This is a genomic window from Pseudonocardia charpentierae (assembly GCF_031845345.1).
Taxonomy (GTDB): domain Bacteria; phylum Actinomycetota; class Actinomycetes; order Mycobacteriales; family Pseudonocardiaceae; genus Pseudonocardia; species Pseudonocardia charpentierae.
Genome location: NZ_JAVREJ010000020.1, coordinates 15719 through 37142, shown reverse-complemented (window position 1 = coordinate 37142; position 21424 = coordinate 15719). Strand labels below are relative to the sequence as shown.

Genomic DNA, 21424 nt, shown 5'->3' with positions numbered 1-21424 from the left:
TCGCGGAGGGGCGCCATGGCCCAGGAGCCACTGCTGCGGTGCAGCGGCATGGACAAGTCGTTCGCCGGGGTGCCGGCGCTGCGTGACGTGCACATGAGCGTCGCAGCCGGCGAGGTCCGTGCCCTCATCGGGCAGAACGGCGCCGGCAAGTCCACCCTGATCAAGGTCTTGACCGGCGTCTACCGCCGCGACGCCGGCCAGGTCGAGTTCGCCGGGAACCCGGTGGACTTCACCTCGACCCAGGACGCCCAACGGAACGGGTTGGCCACCATCTACCAGGAGGTCAACCTCGTCCCGTACCGGTCGGTGGCCGAGAACATCTGCATCGGCCGGGCCCGTCGCCGGTTCGGCCTGATCGACTGGAAGGCGGTCAACGCCGAGGCGCGGGAGCGGCTGGCCGCTCTCGACGTGCACGTCGACGTCACCCGCCCGCTGGTCGAGTACCCGATCGCCACCCAGCAGATGACCGCGATCGCCCGGGCCCTCTCGTTCGACGCCAAGTTGGTGATCATGGACGAGCCGACGTCGTCGCTGGCGGAGCGCGAGGTGGCGACCCTGCTGGACGTGATCCGCCGGCTGCGCGACGAGGGCGTGGCGATCGTGTTCGTCTCCCACCGGCTCGACGAGCTGTACGCGGTGTGCGACACGATCACGGTGCTGCGCGACGGCCGCACCGTGGCCGACTCGCCCATCTCCGAGCTGTCCCGCTACGACCTGGTCTCGACCATGCTCGGCCGCGAGCTGACCGAGTCCGAGCGACGGGGACAGCACGTCGGCGCCACCGCGACGGCGGCCGCCCCGACCGTCCTGGAGGCGCGCGACCTCCGCCGCGCCCCGGTGCTCAACGGGTCGTCGGTGACGCTGCGCCGGGGCGAGGTCGTCGGCCTGGCCGGGCTGCTCGGGTCCGGTCGCTCGGAGACGGCACGCGCCCTGTTCGGCGCGGACCCCGTCACGGACGGCGAGATCCACCGGGACGGCGAGCCGGTCCGGTTCGCCTCGCCGCAGGAGGCGATCCGGGCGCGGATCGGGTTCAACTCGGAGGACCGCAAGGGCGAGGGCATCATCCCCGACCTGTCGGTCCGGGAGAACATCACGCTGGCCCTGCTGCCGCGCCTGCTCCGCCGCGGCATCGTGGACCGGGGCCGCCAGCAGGAGATCGTCGACCGGTTCATCCGGCGGCTCGACATCAAGCTGGCCGGCCCGGACCAGAAGATCAGCGAGCTGTCCGGGGGCAACCAGCAGAAGGTCCTGCTGGCCCGCTGGCTGTGCACCGATCCCGAGGTGCTCATCCTCGACGAGCCGACCCGCGGCATCGACGTCGGGGCGAAGCAGGAGATCCAGAACCTGGTCCGCGAGCTGGCCGACGACGGACTGTCGGTCCTCCTGATCTCCTCGGAGCTCGAAGAGCTGATCACCGACTGCGACCGGGTGGTGGTGCTGCGCGACGGCGCCACCGTGGCCGAGCTGGAGGGCGAGGACATCAGCGAGAAGTCGATGCTGCACGCGATGGCCGAGGGGACCGCCGCTACCGGCTCGCGGCAACCGAGCGGGTCCCGGGAAGAGGACGAGGTCCATGACTGAGACGGCCACTGCCGGGCCGACGTCTCCCGCCGCCACGCGCCGCCCCACCGGCCGGTCGTGGACGGGCTTCGCCCGGCAGTACGGCGCCGCGGCGCTCCTGGTGCTGCTGCTCGCCTACAACGCGGTCTTCACGCGCAACTTCCTCTCGTGGCAGACCCTGATGGACGTCCAGCTGCGCCAGGCGGCGCCGGTGGCGATCGTCGCGCTCGGGATGGCCCTGGTGATCGCGGTCGCCGGCATCGACCTCTCGGTGGGTTCGGTGATGGCCATCGCCGGCCAGGTCGGCGCACTGACCGTGCTCGGCGGGCTCCCACCCGCACTGGCCGTCCTGCTCGCGCTGGCCGTGGCTGCGGCGTGCGGAGTGTTCAACGGGACGCTGGTGGTGCGCTACGGGGTGCAGCCGATCATCGCCACGCTGATCCTCTTCATCGCCGGCCGGGGCATCGCGCAACTGCTCAGCGGCGGCAAACTCACCGGCTTCCGCAACCCCGGCCTGCAGTTCCTCGGCCTCGGCCGGATCGCCGGCGTCCCCATGCCGGTGATGCTGATGATCGTGGTCGCGGCCGTGCTCTGGTTCGTGGTGCGCTACACCGGCTACGGGCGCACCCTGCTGGCCACCGGCGGCAACACGGCCGCGGCCCGGCTGGCCGGGGTCCGGACCGGGCGGGTCACGATGGTGGCCTACATCGCCTCCGCGGCGCTGGCCGGCCTGGTCGGCCTGGTGGTCATCGGCATCACCGCCGCGTCCGACGCCAACAACGTGGGGTTGGGCGTCGAGCTGGACGCGATCGCCGCGGTCGCGGTGTCCGGCACCCCGCTGACCGGCGGCCGGATCTCGGTCGTCGGCACCGTCGTCGGCGCGGTGATGCTCCGGCTGCTGCAGAACACCCTCATCGCCCAGGGCGTCCCCCGCGAGATCGCGCAGATCGTCACCGGGGTCGTCATCGTCGTCGCGCTGTTCCTGCAGCGCCGGGCCCGCTGAGCGCGTCGGGAGTCCCCATGTCCACCAGCACCGGGTCCACCAGCACCGGGTCCACCACCACCGCCCCGGCCCGCATTGGCCGGATCGGCCGGGTCCTGCAGAAGCAGGGCGCGCTCATCGCCCTGATCGTCCTCGTCGTGTTCGGCACGCTGCGCTACGGCGAGAGCTTCGCCACGGGCTTCAACGTGCAGAGCGTGCTCGCTGACGACGCCAAGTACGCCCTGGTCGCGCTGGGCATGTGCTTCGTCATCATGACCGGCGGCATCGACCTGTCGGTCGGCTCGGTCGCCGCGCTGGGCGGCGTGGTCGCCGTCCAGCTCAGCGGCGCCGGCCTGGTCCCGGCCGTGCTCGCCGCCGTCGCCGTCGGAGCCGTGGCCGGGCTGGTCAACGGCGTCCTGATCGCCCGCTTCCGGCTGGCCCCGTTCCTGGTCACGCTGGCCTCGCTGCTGGTGGCCCGCGGGCTGGCGCTCTACCTCGCCGACGCCCGGTCCGCGGTGGCCCAGCCCGGCGGCTTCACCGCCTTCGGCGCCTGGAAACTGCTGGGCATCCCGGTGTCGTTCTGGATCGTGGCGCTGCTCTTCGCGGTCGGCGCCCTGGTCCTGGACCGGACCGACTTCGGCCGCAACGTGCTGGCCGTCGGCGGCAACGAGGACGCGGCCCGGCTGATGGGCCTGCCGGTGGACCGTACGAAGGTCGCGGTCTACACGCTGTCCGGGGCGCTGGCGGGCACCGCCGGGGCGTTCCTCGGCGCGCAGACCGGCTCGGTGGACGCCGCCGCGGGGCAGGGCTGGGAGCTCAGCGCCATCGCCGCGGTCGTGGTCGGCGGGACGCTGCTCACCGGGGGCGTCGGATCGGTGCTGGGCACCCTGGTCGGCGTGCTGCTCCTGCAGCTGATCTTCAACGTGATCGTGTTCGAGAACAGCCGCGGCGGGCTCCAGATCAGCTCCTACTGGGAGTCGGTGATCCGCGGCGCCTTCCTGCTCGTCGTGGTGCTGCTGCAGGTGCGCCTGACCAGGGGCCGACGCGCCGCCCTCGCCTGATCGTCTCCATACCTTCTGATCCCCGGAGCGACCGTGTCCACCGTGGCTTCCATCCGTACCGACTTCTACCAGGTCCCGCTGCCCGTGGTACTGACCGACGCCACGCACGGCGTGATGCCGCACTTCGAGCTGGTCACCGTGCGCGTGCAGGACTCCGACGGCGCGGCCGGCCTGGGCTACACCTACGCCGTCAACTCCGGGGCGGAGGCCTTCGCGGTGCTCGTCGACCGCTACCTGGCCCCCGTGGTCGTCGGGCTCGACGTCGACCGGACCGAGCAGGTCTGGGAGAAGATGTGGTGGGCGGTGCACTACGCCGGGCGCGGCGGGCACGCCACCTCGGCCATCTCCGCCGTGGACATCGCGCTGTGGGACCTGCGGGCCCGCCGCGACGGGCAGCCGCTGTGGCGGTACTTCGGCGGCTACGACCCCCGCGTGCCGGTCTACGCCGGCGGGATCGACCTGGACTTCCCGATCGAGGCGCTGCTCGAGCAGGCCGACCGGTTCCGCAAGGAGGGGTTCCGGGCGATCAAGATGAAGGTCGGGCGCGCCGACTGGCGGGAGGACGTCGAGCGGGTGCGGCGGATGCGTGAGCACCTCGGCGACGGCTTCCCGCTGATGGTCGACGCCAACATGAAGTGGACCGCCGACCAGGCCGTCAAGGTCGCCCGTGCGCTGACCGAGTTCGACCTGGTCTGGCTGGAGGAGCCGACGATCCCCGACGACGTCGCCGGGCACGCGCGCGTGCTGCGCGACGGCGGCCTGCCGGTGGCCAGTGGGGAGAACCTGCACACGCTCTACGAATTCCAGAACATGATCACGGTGGGCGCCGTGACGTTCCCCGAACCCGACGTGTGCAACGTCGGCGGGATGACCGTCTTCCGCAAGGTCGCGGCCCTGGCCGAGGCGCACAACCTGCCGGTCACCTCCCACGGCGCGCACGACCTGACCGTGCATCTGATGGCCGCCGCCCCCAACCGCAGCTACATGGAGGCCCACGGCTTCGGCCTGGAGCGCTACCTCGCGGAGCCGCTGCAGATCGTCGACGGCGCGGCCGTCGCCCCCGACCGGCCCGGGCACGGGCTCACGTTCGACTTCGAGGCGCTCGCGCCGCACCGGATCGGAGGCTCCCCGAAATGATCGGCGCAGGCATGACCGGCACGCCCGTCGTGGTCACCGACTGCGACCACGCCACCCTCGACCCCGAGCAGGCCGTGCTCGCCCCGGCGGGGATCGGGTTCCGCCGCGAGCAGTGCCACACCGCGGCCGACGTGATCTCCCGAAGCGCGGGGGCGCGGGTGCTGATCAACCAGTACGCGCCGATCACCGCCGAGGTGCTCGACGCGCTGCCCACCGTCGAGCTGGTGGTCCGCTACGGCGTCGGCGTGGACAACGTCGACGTCGAGGCGGCCACCCGCCGCGGCGTCTGGGTGGCCAACGTCCCGGACTACGGCACCGACGAGGTCGCCGACCACGCCCTCGCGCTGGCGCTGGCGCTGCTGCGCGGGGTCACGGTCTACGACCGCTCGGTGCGGGCAGGCGGATGGGAGTACCAGGACGCCCGCCCGCTGCGCCGGCTGTCCGAGCTGACCTTCGGCGTCGTCGGCTGCGGGGCGATCGGGCAGGCTGTGGCCGCCCGGGCGGCCGCGTTCGGGCCGCGGGTTGTCGGGGCCGACGTCCTCGACGGCCGCCCGCCCGGGCCGATCGAGCGGGTCGAGCTGGCCGAGCTTCTCGCGGTCAGCGACGTGATCTCCCTGCACGCCACCCTCGACGCGAACTCCCGCGGCCTGATCGGCGAGCAGGCGCTGGCCGCGTGCAAGCCCACCGCCGTGGTGGTGAACACCGCGCGCGGCGGGCTGGTCGACACGACGGCGCTGCTCGCGGCGCTCGACGCCGGCGCGATCGCGGGCGCGGCCCTGGACGTGCTGGACCCGGAGCCGCCCGACGCCGCCACCCGCGAGGGGCTCGCCCGCCACCCGCGGGTGATCCTCACCCCGCACGCCGCCTGGTACTCGGAGGAGTCGTTCGTGCAGCTCAAGACGGAGGTCGCGCGCGAGGCCGTGCGGGTCTGCCAGGGCGGGCCGCCCCGCTCGCCGGTGAACCGGCCGGCGCAGAAGTCCTCGGAGGTCGCGCGATGAGGGCGCTCACCTGGGTAGGCGGCAGCGACGTCGTGGTCGCCGAGGTGCCCGAGCCCGAGCCCGGCCCCGACCAGGTGCTGATCGCGGTCGGCTACACCGGCCTGTGCGGCACAGACCTGCACATCTGCGCGGGCGAGCACCCGCGGGCGAAGCCCGGCGTGGTCATCGGGCACGAGATCGCCGGCACCGTCGCGGCGACCGCGCACGGGTTCGAGGCGGGCACCGCGGTCGTCGTCGACCCGCTCGTCTCCTGCGGCCGGTGCGCCACCTGCCGCAGCGGCCGCCCGCACACCTGCGAGAACCTGCGGCTGATCGGCATTGACTTCCCCGGTGGCGCCGCGCCGCTGGTCGCGGTGGACGCCGACCGGCTGATCCCGGTCCCGGGCTCGCCCGACCTGCGCCACCTCGCCTTCGCCGAGCCGCTCGCGGTAGCGGTGCGCGCCGTGCGTCGCTCCGGCATGCAGCTGGGTCAGACCGTGGCCGTCGTCGGAGGCGGCCCGATCGGGGTCGCGGTCGCGCTGTGCGCCCGCAACGCCGGGGCCGGCCGGGTCGTGCTCGCCGAGCCCGCACCGGCCCGCCGCGAGTTCGCGGCCGGGCTGGGGCTGGAGACCGTGGCGTCGGCCGAGGGGCTGGCCGCCGAGGTCGTCTTCGACGCCGCCGGGCACCCCGCCGTGGCCGCGCTCGTCACCGACCTGGTCGCGCCCGGCGGCACGGTGGTCGTGGTCGCGGTCTACGGAGACCCGGCGCCGGTGGATCTGCGGGCGGTCACCTTCAAGGAGCTGACGGCCGTCGGCACCCGCGTCTACTCGCGGGGCGACCTCGCGGTGGCGACCGACCTGGTCGCGAGCGGCAGGTTCGACCCCGAGCCGTTCCTGACCAGCACCGTCACCCTGGACGAGGCGGCGGCCGCGATCGCCGACCTGCGCCGCGGCGTCGGCCTCAAGGTCCTGGTGCGGGGAGATTCGTGACGGGTCCCTCGACGACGATGATGGCGCTGCGCAAGCACGCCGCTGGCGAGCACGCCCTGCACCTCGACGAGGTCCCGGCGCCGCAGGCCCGGCCGGGCTGGATGGTGCTCGACGTCGGCTACGCCGGAATCTGCGGTACCGACCTGCATATCGTGGACGACGAGTTCCCCAGCTGGCCGCCGGTCACCCTCGGTCACGAGTTCATGGGCACCGTCCGTGAGCTCGGCGAGGGCGTCGAGGACTGGTCGGTCGGGGACCGCGTGGTGTGCGAGCCGCACTCGCTGGCCTGCACCCGCTGCCACCTGTGCCGGCGCGGCCTGGCCCACCTGTGCGCGCACAAGCGGTCCCCGGGCTGGGGCATCGACGGCGGCTTCGCGGAACGGGTGGCCGTGCCCGCCCACCTGCTGCACGCCGTCCCCGACAAGGTGGACGACGTCGCCGCCGGCCTGGTCGAGCCGCTGGCCATCGTGGTCACGGCGTTCGAGCGCACCCCCGTGCCGCCGGGCGGCACCGTCATGGTCATCGGCCCGGGTCCGATCGGCATCCTCTGCGCGCTCACCGCGACAGCGGCCGGCGCCGGCCGCGTGGTGCTGGTCGGCAGGCGCTCCTCGGCGGTCCGGTTGGAGCTCGCCGCCGAGCTCGGCCTGGAGGTGTGGGACTCCGCCGAGGGCGACGTCGCCGAGCGGGCCTACCGCCACACCCGGAACCGCGGGATCGACCTGGTGGTGGAGACCAGCGGCGCCGCCGCGGCCGTCGCCCAGGGCCTGGGCAGCCTGCGCCGCCGAGGGCAGATGTGCGTGCTGGGCGTCAGCGGGGAGCCGACCATCCCCATCCCCTGGGGGCTGGCCATGAACCGGGCCGCGGACGTCGCCTTCTCGCTGTCGTCGTCCTGGTCCAGCTGGGACGCCGCGCTGGCCCTGCTGGCCCGCGGCGCGGTCGACCCGCGCCCCCTGGCCACGGTGTTCCCCCTGACCGACTGGGCACAGGCCTTCGCCGCCACGCGGGACCGCGGCGTGGTCAAGGCCCTGCTCCGCCCGGTACCGCACTCGACGACCAGGAGCACTCCATGACCAACACCTTCGACCTGCTCGGCGAGCAGCCCGGAATGCTCATCGGGGGCGAGCGGGTGACCTCCCCGTCGACCCGCCCGGTGCTCGACCCGGCGAGCGGGGGCGAGCTCACCGCCGTCCCCGAGGGCACCGCCGAGCACGTCGACGCGGCCATGGCCGCCGCCGTCGCGGCACAACGGCAGTGGGCGCGGCGCAGCCTGCCCGAGCGCGCGGACGCGCTGACCGCGGTCATCACCGAGATCGAGCGGCACGCCGAGCAGCTGGCCAGGATCGTCGTGGCCGAGCAGGGCAAGACCATCACCGAAGCTCGCGGCGAGGTGGAGGGCATCCGGGCGTTCTTCGACTACGCGGCCAGTGCCCACAAGTACCGGGCGGTCGGCGAGGTGGTCGCGGCCAGCCGACCGAGCGAGATGCTGGTCACCCGGGAGGAGCCGCTCGGGGTCGTCGCCGCGATCACGCCGTGGAACTACCCGGCCGCCATCGTGGCCCGCAAGCTCGGGCCGGCGCTGATGGCCGGCAACGCCGTGGTGCTCAAGCCCAGCGAGGAGACCCCGCTCTCCGCGCTCGCGGTCGCCCGGGTGTGTCAGCTCGCCGGCCTGCCGGACGGCCTGGTCAACGTGGTCACCGGGGCCGGCCGGGTGGTCGGGAACGCGCTGGTGACGCACCCGCGAACGAGCATGGTCACGCTCACCGGGTCGGTCCGGGCCGGCAAGGAGATCCTGGCCGCGGCGGCGCCGTCGATGATCCCGGTGTCCCTCGAGCTCGGCGGCAAGGCGCCGTTCCTCGTGTTCGCCGACGCCGACCTCGACCTGGCCGTCGAGCTGGCCGCGCAGGCCCGGTTCGTCAACTGCGGCCAGGTGTGCACCTGCAACGAGCGCACCTACGTGCACCGCAGCCGCTATGACGAGTTCGTCGCCCGGCTGGTCGAGCGTTCCGCCGCGATCCGGGTCGCCGATCCGTCCGACGAGAGCGCCGAGATGGGCCCGAAGGTGTCGGCGGCCGAGTGGGAGAAGGTGGCCGGGATGGTGGCGCGCGCCCAGGACCAGGGCGCGAAGCTCGCCCTCGGCGGCGGCCGGCCCGACGGCGAGCGGTACCGCGACGGGAACTGGTTCGCCCCGACCGTGCTGACCGACGTCCGCAACGACATGGAGATCGTGCAGCAGGAGGTGTTCGGCCCGGTGCTGCCGGTCGTCCCTTTCGACGACTACGGCCAGGCGATCGAGTTCGCCAACTCCACCACCTACGGGCTGACCGCCTACGTCTTCAGCCGCGACATGGCCACCGCCATGCAGGCCTGTGATGACCTGGAGTTCGGCGAGGTCTACGTCAACGAGATCGGGCCGGAGCAGGTGCAGGGCTTCCACCACGGCTGGAAGCAGTCGGGCCTCGGCGGCGAGGACGGCGAGCACGGCTACCAGCGCTACGTCCAGCACAAGACGCTCTACCTCGGCTACGGAGGACGCGCGTGACCGACACCGGCCTGCTGAGCCTCAGCCCGTACCGGGCACGGTGCGTCGCCGCAGTCTTCGAGGCGATGTTCCCGGCCGGGTCCGACCATCCCGGCGCGGTGGACATCGGCGCGGTCGCCTACCTCGACCGGGCGCTGGCCGGACACGACCGCCACCAGCGCGACGCCTACGACGTCGGGCTCGACGCCCTGGACCGGGAGGCCCGACGCCGCCACGGCGTGGGCTTCCCCGACTGCACCTCGGCCGACCAGGAGGCGCTCCTCACGGACCTGGAGGCCGGAGCGTTGCCCGCCTTCACCGTGCCCGACCAGCGCGAGTTCTTCCACATGCTGCACGGCCACCTGCAGGAAGGGGTGTTCGCCGACCCCGCGCACGGCGGCAACCGCGACAAGGCGGGCTGGCGCTTCCTCGGCCACCCCGGCGTCTGGCTGGAGCACTCGGCGGAGGAGCAGTGGGCCGAGGAGCCGGTGACCAAGGGCGGCGACGTCCGCTCCCTGGCCGACGCGGGCTGGTGCCTGGGCGGGTCCGCGGAGGAGCCGCCGCGCGAGGTGCCCGGCTACGACCCGCAGCGCGCCGCCGTCGAACCGCCCGGCCCCGCCGACGTCATCGTCGTGGGCATGGGCGCGGTCGGGGGCTTTGTCTCCGCGCTGCTCACCGACGCGGGCCTGCGGGTGGTCGGCTTCGAGGCCGGCAACTGGCGGCACCGGGCGGACTACCACCCCGACGAGCTCGGCGCGGCCTACTACTGCCGCGGCGACATGGGCCCGAAGTTCCTGGCCGAGGCCCCGCGCTGGCGGCGCAACGAGGGCGAGCCGACCCGTCCCATCACGTTCAGCCTGGGCCGGATGATGAACGGGATCGGCGGGTCGATCCGGCATTGGGGCGGCGCGCTGCGGCGCATGCACCCCCACCACTTCGCGTACCGCAGCCACATCGCCGAGCGCTGGGGCCTCGACGTGCTGCCCGAGGGCTGCACGGTCGCGGACTGGCCGCTGGACTACGCGGAGCTCGAGCCCTACTACGACCTGGCCGAACGCGTGGCCGGGGTGGCCGGCGACCGGGACGCGAACCCGTTCGTGCCGCGCTCCACCGACTACCCGATGCCGCCGCTGCGCCCGACCCGCAAGGGCGACATGTTCACGGCCGCTGCCCGCGACCTGGGCCTGCACGCCTACCCGACCCCGGCGTGCGTCAACAGCGTCCCCTACAACGGGCTGCCCGCCACCCGCTACCACCCGTGGAGCGCCGCGTTCGGCTCCTTCCACGACGACCGGTGGAACCCCGGCCTGACCTCGGTGCCGCAGGCGCTGGCCGGCGGGCGGCTCGACCTGCGGACGCACTGCCGTGTGCTGCGGCTGCTCACCGACCGCGACGGGCACGCCGACGGCGTGGAGTACCTCGACCCGCTCGGCGAGGTGCGCACGTTCCGGGCCCGCACCGTCATCGTCGCGGGGTACACGTTCGAGACGGTCCGGCTGCTGATGCTCTCCGGCGGGCTCGGCGGATCCTCCGGACAGCTGGGCCGGCACTTCATGTTCAAGCAGTGGGGCGACGTCTACGGCCACCTGCCCGGCGTCACGTTCAACTCCCACACCGGGCCGGCCGCGCAGATGACCACCCTCGACGACTTCGACGCCGAGGGCTTCGACAGCGTCGCGCACGGCTTCGTGGGGGGCGCCAGCCTGAACGTGGAGAACCAGCAGCTGCCGCTGCAGATCGCGCGCGACCCGCTGCCGCCCGAGGTGCGCAGTTGGGGGCGCGGCTACCAGGAGCACATGCGGCGCTGGCAGGAGATCGCGGCCGTGCGCATCCAGCCCGACTCGCTGTCGTACCGGACCGACTTCCTCGATCTCGACCCGCGGTACCGCGACCGCAGCGGGCTCGGGCTGCCGGTCCTGCGCGTGACCACCGACATGCGGCCCAACGAGCACCGGCTCCAGGACTTCATGCAGGCCCAGTGCGCGCGCCTACTGCGGCAGATGGGCGCCGTGCAGACCTGGGACGGCCCGCGGTTGCGCGGCATCGTCAGCAGCCACGACCTCGGCGGCGCGCGGATGGGCGACGACCCGGGCGAGACGGTGGTGGACCGCGACCTGCAGGTGCACGACACCCCGGGCCTGCACGTGTTCAGCGGGGCCGTCTTCCCCACCTGCACCGGGATCAACCCGCACCTGACCCTGATGGCGATCACCGCACGCGCGAGCAGGCAGCTGATCGAGCGGCTGGGTGGCTCCGTGCCGACCCGCGCGGCGGGGGCGCAGGTGTGACGGCCGTGGGTGCCCGAAACCGTGCACAGGGTGGCCGCCTGCGCTGCGGACTCCACCATTTGCTTGACATGGCTGCGGTGAGTGACCGAATCCGCGCCATGCGGGTGAAGTGATCACACGGATGGTTTACGGTGACCGCTCGCACTCGGGGAGGTCATCGGTGAATCGCACGCTGCCCGGCCCAGCCGGTGAAGTCGCGCTCGTCCTCGCGCGACTCATACTCGCCACAATCATGTTCGCGCACGGCTACCAGAAGCTGTTCATCAACGGCCTCGGCCGAACGACCCAGGGCTTCGAGTCCATGAGCATCCCGGCGGCGATCGTCTCGGCGGCTTTCGTGACCGTCGTCGAGCTCGTCGGCAGCGTCCTGGTACTCGCCGGAGCCCTGATGACCATTGTCGCGGCCTGCTACATGATCGTCATGGTTGGGGCCGCGGTGTTCGTGCACATCCCCAACGGCATCTTCGCCGCGGACAACGGCTGGGAATTGGTGGGCGCGATCGCGGCGCTCCTGCTCGTGCTGGCCGCGGCCGGGCCCGGCCGATGGAGCGTCGATCATGCCGTCCGTACCCGCCAAGGCTCAGACCTGGCTCTCGACCCGGTCCCGCCGTCCTCTCCGACCTCCGCGCCGACGTCCGTTCCGCCGCCGGAGCTGACGACCTCGGCCACCGACAGCCCGTCCTCCACCCCGACGATGGCCGAGGTCCCCGACCCCACCCGGTCCACCGACCCGCTCCCGTTCCATCGGCAAAGGACCGAGGCGTAATCGCTACCAGGTGGCCGCCGGGCTGGAGAAACGTGCCGCCGACGACAACAAGCGCTACCTGTCGGCTGCAGCCTGCGCGGCGCTGCCGATACCGGTCGTGCGACGCGACCAGCGGTGCGAGACCTGCTGTCGACGCCTGGGCGCAGTGCCTCGCAGGTTCACGAGCACGACCCCGACGAGGGTGATCGCGAGACCGGCGAGGGTCTCGGCGTCGACGGGCTGCCCGAGGACGGGTACGGCGAGCACCGCCGTCACGGCGGGCACCAGGTAGAGCAGGCCACTCACTCCGGCGCCGGTGCCGCCTCGCAGCAGGACGAACAGGATCAGCACCCCGCCGATGGAGTTCGCGACGGCGAGCCAGGCCAGCGCCGCGAACCCGACCGGGCCGGTGGGCAGCGGCAGTCCGCCCTCCACCATGAACGACAGCGGCGCGAGAACCACGGCGCCGGCCACCAACTGCACGGCGGTACCGGTCCGAAGATCCATGGCCGCGCCGAAACGCTTCTGGTAGAGCGTGCCCCCCGCGAAGCCGACCAAGCCTACTACCAGCAGCGTCATGCCGAGCAGTGATCCGCCGTCGTCGAGGTGCCCGACCCCGGCCACCAGCGTCCCGGCGACCGCGACTGCCGAGCCGACGGCGCCCCGCCGGCCGAGTCGCTCGCCGAGCACCGGGCCCGACGCCACGGCGACGAGAACCGGGCTCAGGCACAGGACCAGCGCGGCCAGCCCCGCGGGAACGCCGAGGGCGACGGCGCTGTAGGCGGCGCCGAACTGCACCGCCTGGAGCAGCACGCCGGTGGCGATCACGTCGCGCCACTCCCGCCGGGTCCGGGGCCACGGCGCGCGGGTGACCACCGCGACAGCCAGCAGCAGGCCGGCGGCGAGCAGGAATCGCCACACCGACAGGGCGAGCGGCGGGGTGTCGCGGGTGCCGAGGACACCGGCCAGGAACCCGCTGCTCCACAGCAGTACGAACAGCGGTCGTAGCAGTCGGTCCATCAGAACCTCCAGTTGTAACAGTTCGAGCCGTTACAGTCTGAGTACGCCCGAAGTAACGTGTCAAGCTGTTACATTGATGGCGTGGCCGCCACCCGCGCCGATCCGGCGCTCCGCTTCGACGCCGGCACGCCGTGGCTCGACCTGCTCGCCACGGTCGGCGGCGCCTACGGTTCGGCCCCGACCGAACGACTGGAGGGCGTTTCCGAGCTCACGGCGTGGCTGGCGCACGAGGGGCTCACCCCACGGGAGCCAGTCACCGAGGCCGACGTCGCCGCCGCACGCGACGTGCGCGAGGCGCTCCGCCCCGTTGCCCTGGCGGTGCTGGCCAACGACGAGGTCGACGTGGTCGCACTGGAGGCTCTGCAGCCGTGGCTGGATCGCGACGAGCCGTTACGGGTGCTGTCGCATGCCGGGCGTCCGATCGTCGAAGCGCCGCGAACGGTCAACGTCGCGCTGGCCCGCATCTGCCGCCAGGCCGTCGAACACCTGACCGGCCCCGAACGCGACCACCTCGGCGCGTGCGCCGATGCCGAGTGCCACATGGCGTTCCTCGACCCGACCGGACGGCGCCGGTGGTGCTCAGCCGAACGCTGCGGGGTCCGGGCGCGCGTCCGCGCGCACCGGGCCAAAACCAGGAGCGGGCGGGACAAATAGCCGACCCGACCCAGACGTGCTCCCGATCCGACGACTATCCACATTGCCTGCTCATCGGCTTCTGCAACGGAAGGGTGCTATGCCGGCAGCCGGTGGACGCTTTCGACTGCCGTCGTCGTCGGGCGACGGCCGGCGCGGATATCCATCGTGATCAGTCCGGGCGCCTCAACGACAGGATCGAGACGCCGCTGCGCAAGGTCGATGCCGCCTGAGGAATCCAGCCCTGCAGCCGGAACGATGTATCCGTATCGCCGAAGAGCGGGACTCCGGCTCCGATGGTGATCGGCGCGATCTTGAGGACCAGTTCGTCGATCTCGTCGTACAGGGCACCCGCGAGCGATCCCCCGCCGACCAGCCACAGCCCGCTGCCCGGCTCGTCCTTGAGCGCGCGGACCCGCTCGACCGGGTCGCCGGCGACCACCTCGACCGACGGGTCGAGGCTGCCGGCGAGTGTGTGGGAGAAAACCAGGCTGCGCAGGTGCGGGTAGGCGTTCGTCACCCCTGCGGCCAGACCGATCTCGTAGGTCCGCCGGCCCATCAGGGCAGTGTCGAAGGCTCCGCCGGTGGCCGTCACGCCCAGCGCGTTCCTGGCCGCGGCTGGCAGGGTCTCGGGAAACTCCGCCACCAGGTGCGCGATGTAGTCCTCGGGCAACGGCCAGAAGCCGTCCGGACCGGTGGGATCGCTGCGGTCGGGGGCTGCGATGAAGCCGTCGACTGTCATGGCGATCAAGTAGGTGAGTCGGCGCATCGTTCGTCTCCTGTCGCAGGTCGTGGGCAAAGCTCGGCGTTCGGGTGCTTGCACGAGATGAACGAGAAGGCTCAGGCCAAGGCGGAAGGGGCTCCTCGTCGGCGGGATTCACCGCGTTCGACGACCGAGCGGACATTATCGGCGATCAGGTCCCACAGGTCGGGGCGAGGTCGTGGCCCATGCCGTCGACGAGGACGAGTTCCGCGCCCGGGACGGCGGCGGCGGTGGCACGACCGCCGCTGGGGTCGACCATGGAGTCCGCTGCCGCATGCTTCTTGAGGCGCGGTGATCGGTTGGCGACGAGCGGGGACGGTGAGCAGTTCGCTGCTCACCGGCCCCGTTGCAGGTGGTCAGCAGCGGCGGTTCCGCATGGCCGCCGTCACGGCACCGCCTCCAGGTCGGGCGGATCTCGGCAAACCTATTAGGACGTGAGTCTCCATCACGGCACACGCCGATTGCTGAGCCTACTGTCAGTTCTGAGCCGAAGACCCCATCCGCGGGTCCACATGTTCTCGGCCGCCCCCCCATTCTGATCACGGAGTTGTTTTGTCTCTCAGCACGCCCAGCCACGCCCTGCACGACGGATCGACCGACACCGCGGCCTACCGCCCGAGCACCGAGACGAAGGCCGCCTTCAAGACGACCGAGTTCATCGTCTTCCTCGTCGCCGTCGTCGGTGTGCTCGTCGCCTCCGCGCTGGTCGGCGACTCCGACGGCCGCGGCGATGTCTTCCTCGCCGACAAGGCCTGGTTCTACGTCACGCTGCTCGCGATCGGCTACATGGTCAGCCGCGGCTTGGCCAAGGCCGGCAGCCGCGCGCACCACGACGCCTGAGCCCATCCCGGTCGACCGTTGAATCAGCGGCTCGGCGATCACGTTCTTTCTCCCCTCCTCCATCCGAGGAGAAGTACGAGTACAGCTATTCCGTGGAGTGACCCTCCGCGGCCGGAAAGGACACCATGACGATTTCGAACATGAGCGACCCGAGCACGATGACCGGCGCTCCCGTCCAGGGCAGCGACGGAGAGAAGCTCGGCAAGGTCGACGCAATCTACTTCGACGACACCACCGACGCACCCGAGTGGGCAGCGGTGAAGAGCGGCCTGTTCGGCTCGCACGTCACGCTCGTGCCACTGGCCCAGGCCAGCTGGAAGGGCGGCACCCTCTCCGTGCCCTTCGACAAGGCCGCGCTCAAGGCTGCGCCGCACCACGACCCGGACGCCGCGATCAGCGCCGAGGACGAGGACGAGCTCTACCGCCACTACGGCACCACCGCCGGGCGCTCCGCCGCCAGGGTCGACGCGTCCGACGAGCGCCGCGACCTGACCGGCAAGTCCGGTGTCCAGGGCCGCGACACCTCCGGTCCCACCACCGACTCGGCGATGACCCGCTCCGAGGAGCAGCTCCGCGTCGGCACCGAGACCCGCGAGGCCGGCCGCGCCCGCCTCCGCAAGCACGTGGTGACCGAGCACCAGCAGGTCACCGTGCCCGTCTCGCACGAAGAGGTCACCCTCGAGCGCGAGCCGATCACCGACGCCAACCGCGGCGACGCCTATGACGGCCCGGCCATCTCCGAGGAGGAGCACGAGGTCACCCTGCACGCGCAGCGCCCCGTGGTCGGCACCGAGGCTGTGGCGGTCGAGCGGGTCAAGCTCGGCACCGAGACGGTCACCGAGCAGGAGACCGTCGGCGGACAGGTCCGCAAGGAGCAGATCGAGTTCGACGACACCGAGAACCGCACGAACCGCTCCTGACCTCGCCCGGCTGCTGACCAACCACAGCCGTCGAGAGCAGTTCCTACCGCGCCGTCCCGCATCAGCGGGGCGGCGCGGCGCTGTTTCGAGCTCGGCGATCCGTCGGTGCGCCGCCACCAGCTCGGCGTGGTTGGTGGTTCCGGGTCGCTGCCCGGTGTCGATCAGACGCCGGCGGTGCCAGACGTAGATGGTTTGCTCCGCTGTGTACGCGGACATCGTGGGAGCCGCGACTCGCTCGCAGTTAGAGTTCGCGGCTGCGCACTGCACGACGACGAGCACCGATCACCCACGGCACCCGTGGCATGGCGGCGACCCTGCATCAGCGGGCTCGTCGACGAGAAGATCTCCGCGGCCCGACGGACGTCCACAGCGGGACCCGGCAGTTCGCGGCTCGCTCCGTCGTGGCCGGGTCGATGCCGCGAGCCGGACGGGGGGGTCGTCGGGGGCCGCCTGCGGCCGTACAGTCCCCTCGTGTCACCCGACCGGGACCGTTCCTGGGTCGGCGCGATGGCGGAGACCTACGACCGCTACCTCGGCCCCACCGTGTTCCACTCCTTCGCGGTCGACCTGGTCAGCCGGGCGGCCGGCACCCCCGCGCACCGGGTGCTGGAGGTGGCCGCGGGCAGCGGAGTGGTGACCCGCGAGCTGGTAGGCGCGCTGCCGGACGCGACGCTGGTGGCCACCGACCTGAACCCGGCCATGGTGCGCACGGCCGCCGAGCGGGTGCCGCGGGCGCACTGGGCGGTCGTCGACGGCCAGCGGCTCCCGTTCTGCGACCGGGGTTTCGACCTCCTCGTCTGCCAGTTCGGGGTGATGTTCCTCCCCGACAAGCCCGCCGCCTTCGCGCAGGCGCGGCGCGTGCTGGCGCCCGGCGGCCGGCTACTGTTCACGACCTGGGATGCCCTGGACACCCACGGCTTCGAGCGGGCCGTGACGGTCGGTCTCCGCCGGGCCTTCCCCGACGACCCACCCCGGTTCCTCGAGCAGATCCCGCACGGCTACCACGACCTGGCGCAGGTCGTCGCGGACGTGCGTGGCGGCGGGTTCAGGGCCGTCTCCGCGGAGACGGTGACGGTCACAGGGCACGCCGCGTCGGCCGCCGACCTCGCGTTCGGCTACTGCACGGGCACGCCGCTGCGCGCCGGCATCGTGGGTCGCGGCGACCTGGCCTCGGCGACGCCCGGGTCGAGGAGGCTCTGACCGCGCAGCTCGGGGCAGGCCCGATCGAGGCCGAGATGAGCGCGCACGTCGTGGAAGCCGTCAGGTGAGGTGCACCCACTCCGCCGATCACCGGACGCCTGCCGTGTCGAAGACGGTGGTCACCCGCAGCGCCGTCAACAGGTAGGGCGGCGCCCTCCGGGGTACGCCCTGGAGCTGCTGGCGCGCCGCGACGGCTTGTTCTGCCCGGACGTCACCGCCGGTCCCCGCCGAGATCGACGACCAGTTGCGCCGGATTCGTGAAGCTCATCGGGTTGTATCGACGGCAGATATGTCGGTCGGCTCGTCGAGTGTCGAGCGGTGGTGGGTGCCGACGAACGCGCCGTTGCGGAACTCGACAGCAGTGAAACCGCCAGTGGGGGCAGTGAAGTGGTAGAAGCGCACGACCGTGCCATCGGGGTCGGGTACGTCGAGCAGGTCCCCGCCCGGTGTGACCTGGATACCGTCGTGCGCGATGCCGAGCCCGGTACAGCGGGCGGCCAGCTGCTCAAGCTCGGCGCGGGATTCGGGCCGAAACGCCACCACGTCGAACCCGCGTAGGTCAGGTGTGCTCGCAGAGACCGACCGGTCCCGCAGGGCGATGCCGAACCGGCCCTGGGGGTCGATCAAAGCCGCCCCGCGGGCGACGCCGTCCTCGACTATCTCGGTCCACAGTCGCAGCCCGAGCAGCTGCCGATACCACCTGACGCTACGGGCCAGGTCAGTCACCGGGATCTTGACCTGGGCAATACCTGCAGCGATTCCGCGCATCCTGTCACCCTTCCCTTCGCTGCCTGAACGGGCAGCTCCGTCACAGCGGCTGTCGCGCTCGAGCGGAGAGCACGGGACCGCCAGCGGCCTGCGGACCAGCGTCGCGGCTCTGCACCGACCACGCCTCGGTGCCTCCTACCGAACTTCTCCGCGCTGGCTGCCGGCCACGCTCCACCGACGGTCTCGGGCCGCTATCTCTCCTCGGCCGAGCGGGAAGACACTGCACTGTGGCCCGCGAAGGAGCTCGGTGTCCCGAGATCGCCCGGCGGCCGGGCCGCAGCCCGTCGACCATCTCCCGCGAGGTCCGCCGCAACGCCTCCACCCGGACCTAACGCCTGGACTACAGGGCGTCGACCGCCCAGCGGCACGCCCAGCGGCACGCCGAGCGACGCGCGCAGCGACCGAAGACCGCCAAGCTGCCCGCCGTGGGGATCCGACCGGCCGGCGGAGCGGAATTGCCGGACCTGGTGGAGGTCAACCTCGACATGCGGGAGGGTGGCGGCCTCGCCGAGCTCATGGCCGCCGCAATGGACGCCCACCGCTGACCGCTCCGCACCATGCGGGCGGCGACTGCGACTGCTCGGGTCCGGGACGCGGATCAGGCCAGGTGGGCGAGCACGTTGATCACGGTGCCGCTCGGATCCTCCACGAAGAACCGCCGGACACCCCATGGCTCGTCGGTGAGCGGGTACACCACGCGCATTCCGCGGCGCACGGCCTCGGCGTGCGCGGCGTCGACCGCTTCCGGATCTCCGACGTCGATCCCGAACCGCGGGGCAGGGTTCTCCATCCCTCGTGCGGGGATGAGGACCTGAGCCGTGGGGTTCGTCGGCGACGTGAGGGCGAGCACCGGATCCTCCATCGCGACCTCGAACCCCATGACCCCTACATAGAAGTCCCGGGAGGCCGCGAGATCGTCTCCACCGGCGTAAGCAACGACTCTTCTGATCATCCAGCCAGGGTGACAGCCGCGGGACTTCCTGGCTTGGACGAATCGGAAGCCCTACGGTGTCCGCCCGACGTGGCCGGGCGCCGATCCGCCTGAGCTCGGCCGGAGCGAGCAACACCAGCCCTAGCGGCGCCCACGCGGTCTCGCCATGACGATCAGTAAGGCGTCTGGACGACCCGTTGACGGACGATCCGCTGGTGGTGCACGTTCGGGAGACGTGTGCGACTGTGGCCCCGTCGTCCAGCTCCAGTCCGTAGTGCCACTCGCCGTCGAGCGACCTGCCCAGTACCTCGCATCTTGTTACGCGTCCCCGTGGGCGCCGTAGCGTGAGGGGCCGTGACCACCGAGAACGGTTTCGGGCCGGATGAGACCGCCCTGGATTCCGCTGGCCTCCCGGCTGTCCCGGTTTCCGCGGGCGCGCTCATCTTCGACCGGGCAGGTCGGCTGCTGATCCTCAAGCCAACCTACAAGTCCGGGTGGACGATTCCCGGCGGCGTCATGGAGGCCGACGGCGAGACGCCTTGGGACGCTTGCCGGCGTGAGGTGGCCGAAGAATGCGGCCTCCACATCGGCGTGGGCCATCCGGCGCGGCTGGCGTGCATGGACTTCCGCCGCCCTCGCCCGGGCAAACCGGGCGGCATCCGGTACCTGTTCGACTGCGACGCGTTCAGCGACGCAAGCCTCGCCACGATCATGGTGCAGTCTGAGGAGATCGCCGAGCACCGGTTCGCGGACCTGCCCACGGCCCTCACGATGCTGAGAAAACCCATCCGGCGGCGGGTACGGGCGGCGACCCGCCGGCACACGCTCTGCTATCTCGAAGACGGCCGGCCTGTGCAGGGCGTCATGACCGCGGGGACGCTGCTCAGCCGAAGAAGCGTCGTAGGTCGGTGACGATCGCGTGGGGGTTCTCCAAGGCCGCGAAGTGCCCGCCGCGGTCGTGGCGGCTCCAGTGGACGATGCCGGTGTTGTCGCGCTCGGCGAATACCTTGATCGTCTGGAAGTCGTCGGCGAACACCGCCACGCCGGTCCGCGCGTCACTTACCCGAGACTCGCCGCCGGCGTGAGCCTCTTCGTGGTAGTACCGCACGGCTGTGGCGGAGGTGTTCGTCAGCCAGTACAGCGAGACCTGGGTGAGGATCTGCTCTACGGTCACCAGGCTGGTGCCGTTGCCGAACGAGGCGAACAGCTCGTGGTAGGCCAGCAACCCGACCGGGGAGTCCGACAGTGCGACCGCGACCGTCTGCGGGCGGGAGCCGTTCATCTGGCTGTAGCCACCGACCGACTGGAACCACTGCATGTGCTCCAGCCCCGCGTAGTCGGCCGGCTCCAGCCGCTGGAACTCGCTCGGGTCGCCCGAGGGAAAGCTGAACAGCTGCAGCACGTGCAGCCCGAGGAATCCGGGCGGGTCGAGCAATCCGAGCTCACGCGCGACCATCGCTCCCATGTCACTGCCGTGCGCGCCGTAGCTGTCGTAGCCCAGCCGCCGCATCAGCGTGTCGTACGCACGCGCCACCCGGGCCATCGTCCAACCCCGGTCGACGACCGGAGTGGAGAATCCGACGCCCGGCATCGACGGCACCACGACCGAGAACGCGTCCTCGGCGCGGCCACCGTGCGCGACCGGGTCGGTCAGTGGGCCGATCATGTCGAGGAACTCCGCGAACGAGCCCGGGTAGGTATGCAGCAACAACAGCGGCGTCGCTCCCTCCACCATCGAGGGCACGTGCACGAAGTGGATCGTCTGGCCGTCGATCTCGGTCAGGTAGTTCGGCACGGCGTTCATCCGCGCCTCGTACGCCCGCCAGTCGAACGTGCGCCACTGCTCGACCATCGCGGCCAGGTACTGGTTCGGCGTTCCGTAGGTCCAGTCGTCGCCCGGCGCCTGGCGCGGCAGCCGGGTGCGCGCCAGCCGGTCGGCGAGATCGTCGAGGTCGGCCTGGTCGACCGCGATGGTAAAGGGCCGTACCGCTTTATCCGTGCTGGTCGCCGTGCTGATCGGGCCCTGGGCGTCGGGTGTGCCGGTGGAGGTCATGAGGCGAGACTAGGAACGAATGCGGCACGTTCGGTTCCG

20 protein-coding genes and 1 pseudogene are annotated in these 21424 nt (G+C 71.9%); 16 read left to right on the top strand and 5 right to left on the bottom strand.

Annotation, left to right across the window (positions count from 1 at the left end; genetic code table 11):
* The first annotated feature begins 15 nt into the window (after window positions 1–15).
* The 10 genes from RM445_RS24270 to RM445_RS24225 all read left to right on the top strand — a co-directional run bounded on the left by RM445_RS24270 (window position 16) and on the right by RM445_RS24225 (window position 12278).
* A complete protein-coding gene (locus tag RM445_RS24270) occupies window positions 16–1581 on the top strand; it encodes a sugar ABC transporter ATP-binding protein (protein WP_311559148.1) in 1566 nt (521 codons plus the stop codon).
* Window positions 1574–2563: an ABC transporter permease gene (locus RM445_RS24265; RefSeq protein WP_311559147.1), complete on the top strand. Its 990-nt coding sequence runs from the start codon at window positions 1574–1576 to the stop codon at window positions 2561–2563. Before RM445_RS24270 ends, RM445_RS24265 begins: the two co-directional genes overlap by 8 nt.
* 17 nt (window positions 2564–2580) lie before the next feature.
* Entirely contained in the window at window positions 2581–3603 is a 1023-nt protein-coding gene (locus RM445_RS24260; RefSeq protein ID WP_311559146.1) for an ABC transporter permease, read from the top strand.
* 42 nt (window positions 3604–3645) lie between these two features.
* Window positions 3646–4740, top strand: a complete 1095-nt coding sequence (locus tag RM445_RS24255; protein ID WP_311559145.1) for a mandelate racemase/muconate lactonizing enzyme family protein — start codon at window positions 3646–3648, stop codon at window positions 4738–4740.
* Window positions 4737–5738 (top strand): C-terminal binding protein, encoded by a 1002-nt coding sequence (locus tag RM445_RS24250; protein WP_311559144.1) that lies wholly within the window; start codon window positions 4737–4739, stop codon window positions 5736–5738. The genes RM445_RS24255 and RM445_RS24250 overlap by 4 nt, the downstream gene beginning before the upstream one ends.
* The gene (locus RM445_RS24245; protein ID WP_311559143.1) at window positions 5735–6706 is read left to right on the top strand and encodes a zinc-dependent alcohol dehydrogenase; all 972 of its coding nucleotides are present in this window, start codon (window positions 5735–5737) and stop codon (window positions 6704–6706) included. Before RM445_RS24250 ends, RM445_RS24245 begins: the two co-directional genes overlap by 4 nt.
* Window positions 6703–7776, top strand: a complete 1074-nt coding sequence (locus RM445_RS24240; RefSeq protein WP_311559142.1) for a zinc-dependent alcohol dehydrogenase — start codon at window positions 6703–6705, stop codon at window positions 7774–7776. The genes RM445_RS24245 and RM445_RS24240 overlap by 4 nt, the downstream gene beginning before the upstream one ends.
* Window positions 7773–9245: an aldehyde dehydrogenase family protein gene (locus RM445_RS24235; RefSeq protein ID WP_311559141.1), complete on the top strand. Its 1473-nt coding sequence runs from the start codon at window positions 7773–7775 to the stop codon at window positions 9243–9245. Before RM445_RS24240 ends, RM445_RS24235 begins: the two co-directional genes overlap by 4 nt.
* Window positions 9242–11512, top strand: coding sequence for a GMC family oxidoreductase (locus RM445_RS24230; protein WP_311559140.1), 2271 nt, complete (start codon window positions 9242–9244; stop codon window positions 11510–11512). Before RM445_RS24235 ends, RM445_RS24230 begins: the two co-directional genes overlap by 4 nt.
* Before the next feature lie 160 nt (window positions 11513–11672).
* A complete protein-coding gene (locus RM445_RS24225; RefSeq protein WP_311559139.1) occupies window positions 11673–12278 on the top strand; it encodes a DoxX family protein in 606 nt (201 codons plus the stop codon).
* Between the two features lie 54 nt (window positions 12279–12332).
* Here the strand turns inward: RM445_RS24225 and RM445_RS24220 are convergent, their stop codons facing one another.
* Window positions 12333–13277, bottom strand: a complete 945-nt coding sequence (locus RM445_RS24220) for a DMT family transporter (RefSeq protein ID WP_311559138.1) — start codon at window positions 13275–13277, stop codon at window positions 12333–12335.
* 81 nt (window positions 13278–13358) lie between these two features.
* Between RM445_RS24220 and RM445_RS24215 the strand changes: the two genes are divergently transcribed.
* The gene (locus tag RM445_RS24215; protein WP_311559137.1) at window positions 13359–13931 is read left to right on the top strand and encodes a CGNR zinc finger domain-containing protein; all 573 of its coding nucleotides are present in this window, start codon (window positions 13359–13361) and stop codon (window positions 13929–13931) included.
* 151 nt (window positions 13932–14082) lie between these two features.
* Here the strand turns inward: RM445_RS24215 and RM445_RS24210 are convergent, their stop codons facing one another.
* A complete protein-coding gene (locus RM445_RS24210) occupies window positions 14083–14679 on the bottom strand; it encodes a dihydrofolate reductase family protein (RefSeq protein ID WP_311559136.1) in 597 nt (198 codons plus the stop codon).
* 546 nt (window positions 14680–15225) lie between these two features.
* Between RM445_RS24210 and RM445_RS24205 the strand changes: the two genes are divergently transcribed.
* From RM445_RS24205 to RM445_RS24195, 3 genes are all read left to right on the top strand, one after another.
* A complete protein-coding gene (locus RM445_RS24205; RefSeq protein ID WP_311559135.1) occupies window positions 15226–15513 on the top strand; it encodes a hypothetical protein in 288 nt (95 codons plus the stop codon).
* 140 nt (window positions 15514–15653) lie between these two features.
* Window positions 15654–16433, top strand: a complete 780-nt coding sequence (locus RM445_RS24200) for a PRC and DUF2382 domain-containing protein (protein ID WP_311559134.1) — start codon at window positions 15654–15656, stop codon at window positions 16431–16433.
* A gap of 471 nt (window positions 16434–16904) precedes the next feature.
* A complete protein-coding gene (locus RM445_RS24195; protein WP_311559133.1) occupies window positions 16905–17633 on the top strand; it encodes a class I SAM-dependent methyltransferase in 729 nt (242 codons plus the stop codon).
* Window positions 17634–17897: 264 nt separating this feature from the next.
* Here the strand turns inward: RM445_RS24195 and RM445_RS24190 are convergent, their stop codons facing one another.
* Window positions 17898–18401 carry a VOC family protein gene (locus RM445_RS24190; RefSeq protein ID WP_311559132.1) on the bottom strand — a complete coding sequence of 168 codons (504 nt, stop codon included), beginning with the start codon at window positions 18399–18401 and terminating at the stop codon, window positions 17898–17900.
* Between the two features lie 171 nt (window positions 18402–18572).
* On the opposite strand from RM445_RS24190, the pseudogene RM445_RS24185 reads away from it, so the two are divergent.
* Window positions 18573–18820 (top strand): annotated as a pseudogene (locus tag RM445_RS24185) (helix-turn-helix domain-containing protein); the annotation flags it as partial.
* A gap of 179 nt (window positions 18821–18999) precedes the next feature.
* Here the strand turns inward: RM445_RS24185 and RM445_RS24180 are convergent.
* The gene (locus RM445_RS24180; protein WP_311559131.1) at window positions 19000–19353 is read right to left on the bottom strand and encodes a VOC family protein; all 354 of its coding nucleotides are present in this window, start codon (window positions 19351–19353) and stop codon (window positions 19000–19002) included.
* 333 nt (window positions 19354–19686) lie between these two features.
* Here RM445_RS24180 and RM445_RS24175 point away from each other — a divergent pair, with 333 nt between their 5' ends.
* Window positions 19687–20244: an NUDIX hydrolase gene (locus tag RM445_RS24175; protein WP_311559130.1), complete on the top strand. Its 558-nt coding sequence runs from the start codon at window positions 19687–19689 to the stop codon at window positions 20242–20244.
* On the opposite strand, the gene RM445_RS24170 is transcribed toward RM445_RS24175, so the two are convergent.
* Window positions 20216–21385, bottom strand: coding sequence for an epoxide hydrolase family protein (locus tag RM445_RS24170; RefSeq protein ID WP_311559129.1), 1170 nt, complete (start codon window positions 21383–21385; stop codon window positions 20216–20218). The genes RM445_RS24175 and RM445_RS24170 overlap by 29 nt on opposite strands.
* Between the last annotated feature and the right edge of the window lie 39 nt (window positions 21386–21424).

Coding starts and splice junctions, on each gene's coding strand:
- RM445_RS24270 (WP_311559148.1), top strand. CDS start 16: ATGGCCCAGGAGCCACTGCTGCGGTGCAGCGGCATGGACAAGTCGTTC.
- RM445_RS24265 (WP_311559147.1), top strand. CDS start 1,574: ATGACTGAGACGGCCACTGCCGGGCCGACGTCTCCCGCCGCCACGCGC.
- RM445_RS24260 (WP_311559146.1), top strand. CDS start 2,581: ATGTCCACCAGCACCGGGTCCACCAGCACCGGGTCCACCACCACCGCC.
- RM445_RS24250 (WP_311559144.1), top strand. CDS start 4,737: ATGATCGGCGCAGGCATGACCGGCACGCCCGTCGTGGTCACCGACTGC.
- RM445_RS24245 (WP_311559143.1), top strand. CDS start 5,735: ATGAGGGCGCTCACCTGGGTAGGCGGCAGCGACGTCGTGGTCGCCGAG.
- RM445_RS24235 (WP_311559141.1), top strand. CDS start 7,773: ATGACCAACACCTTCGACCTGCTCGGCGAGCAGCCCGGAATGCTCATC.
- RM445_RS24220 (WP_311559138.1), bottom strand. CDS start 13,277: ATGGACCGACTGCTACGACCGCTGTTCGTACTGCTGTGGAGCAGCGGG.
- RM445_RS24210 (WP_311559136.1), bottom strand. CDS start 14,679: ATGCGCCGACTCACCTACTTGATCGCCATGACAGTCGACGGCTTCATC.
- RM445_RS24200 (WP_311559134.1), top strand. CDS start 15,654: ATGAGCGACCCGAGCACGATGACCGGCGCTCCCGTCCAGGGCAGCGAC.
- RM445_RS24190 (WP_311559132.1), bottom strand. CDS start 18,401: ATGCGCGGAATCGCTGCAGGTATTGCCCAGGTCAAGATCCCGGTGACT.
- RM445_RS24180 (WP_311559131.1), bottom strand. CDS start 19,353: ATGATCAGAAGAGTCGTTGCTTACGCCGGTGGAGACGATCTCGCGGCC.
- RM445_RS24170 (WP_311559129.1), bottom strand. CDS start 21,385: ATGACCTCCACCGGCACACCCGACGCCCAGGGCCCGATCAGCACGGCG.